2 protein-coding genes and 1 pseudogene are annotated in these 1,779 nt (G+C 41.5%); all 3 read left to right on the forward strand.

The window, feature by feature from the left end:
• Positions 1-544, forward strand: a pseudogene (locus A3729_RS33040) (site-specific integrase); the annotation flags it as partial.
• 164 nt (positions 545-708) lie between these two features.
• The gene (locus tag A3729_RS12200) at positions 709-1,305 is read left to right on the forward strand and encodes a hypothetical protein (RefSeq protein ID WP_068510218.1); all 597 of its coding nucleotides are present in this window, start codon (positions 709-711) and stop codon (positions 1,303-1,305) included.
• An 87-nt stretch (positions 1,306-1,392) separates the two neighbouring features.
• Complete coding sequence (locus A3729_RS31670) at positions 1,393-1,563, forward strand: DUF6435 family protein (protein ID WP_156490163.1); 171 nt, start codon at positions 1,393-1,395, stop codon at positions 1,561-1,563.
• The last annotated feature ends 216 nt before the right edge of the window (positions 1,564-1,779 follow it).

The following is a 1,779-nucleotide window of genomic DNA, read 5'->3' on the forward strand; positions in this document are numbered from 1 at the left end:
GTTGTTTGCGATGTATCTCCGAATTTCAGAGCTAGTTGCCGATGAGCGCTCGACACCACTAATGTGCGACTTTGAGCGAGATCGAGACGGAAATTGGTGGTTTAAAGTTACAGGCAAAGGAAACAAAAACCGAAGAATTACAGTTTGCGATGACATGCTGAAATCTCTCAAGCGATATAGAGAGCATTTAAACCTAAGCCCGTTGCCTAGCATTAATGACAAGTCACCAATCTTGCCTAAATACAAGGGTTCTGGTGGCATTACTAGTACGCGTCATGTTCGCTTGATCGTTCAAAATTGTTTCGATGCTGCTCACAATAGAATGCTAAAAGATGGGCTCGAGCAGGATGCGGATGACCTTAGAATTGCTACAGTTCACTGGTTGAGACATACGGGAATTTCGGAAGACGTCAAACATCGTCCTCGCGAGCATGTACGAGATGACGCTGGTCACGCCAGCATGGCCACTACAGACAGATATATAGAGTCAGATCTACGTGAAAGACATGAATCCGGGCGCAATAAGCGAGTTAGAGAAATTTAATAATAGGTCCGGATAAAAAGATCTGTAATATTTCCTAGTAAAACAGATAGTTACAGCTCTAAATGTAAAATCTGCTCCCTATATTGTTGAGGAGCCTACCTTAGGTAAAATTTTATAAGTAGTTAGTTTCCTATTAGTCATTAGTAGCAAGGGTATTTGGTAGTATGAACTCACCTCTAGAGGTCTTACGTGAGCAGCGCCAGGCAGCTATCGCGAAGCAAGACCCAAGCGCAAAATATTGTTCTTTCGCGACGCTAGAGGAACACTGCCCATCCCAAGTTAGAATGCGAACACTCGTTGTGCGAGAGATATCTACTGAGTCTTGCCTATTATTTGTAAACCGCTTAGCGCAGAAGAACTTATCAAACTTAGCAGCTAACAAAGCTGAAGCGCTATTTTTTTATCCTTCTCTTATGTGTCAGTTCAGAATGCGTGGGAGTTTATCGTTATTGTCTGCCTCTCAATTAGAACCCCATTGGCATCATAAACCTCACGCATCAAAGCTTTTAGATCACTACTATGCTCGTTACCAAAATCAGAGTTCTGAATTAAATGATCGAAAAACCTTGGAACAGGCTTTATTGGAGTTAAAGAAAATATATCCAAACTCTGATGAAGTGCCCTTTACAAAAGACGCTTTAGGTTTGCTTATTACTGCTGATTACTTAGAAATTTGGCAGGCTCATGATAGTGGTGTGCATGAACGGTCTCTATTCACCAAACATGGTTCTATATGGATAGAGCAGCTGTTGGTTCCCTGAATAATGGTCTTTTGCCGGATGATTGCAATCTATTTCCCTTATACAGACGTATTTAATAAGTACCCTCTATAAATAGGAAATAGCGCAATGATCAATCTATTTAAGCAACACACAATGAAACGCTTGATTAAGGAATATGAAAGAAAGCTGACCTACGCTTTCGAGGCTCAAAGAATGGGTGATATGAGAGAGTATGCCAAGCGAACCCAGGATGCTGATTTGGTATATCAGCAAATAAAGGATCGGCAGCAGTCTTAAACTTGTGAACGCATCAGTGAAAAGACCTTCAGGCGCCATGCTAGAAGGTCTGTTTAGTATTACTGGTGTAAAGGACATCCTTTAAACCTGCGTTCACGTGCCTGATAATCCTGAGCCTTGACCTCCCATCCTTGAAGGTTGCTGTCGATTATCGATTCTAGTAAATCAATATGGCTCCTATCTGAGTTTAACGCAGGGATATACTGATAACTTTGT

Source organism: Oleiphilus sp. HI0043 (assembly GCF_001634935.1).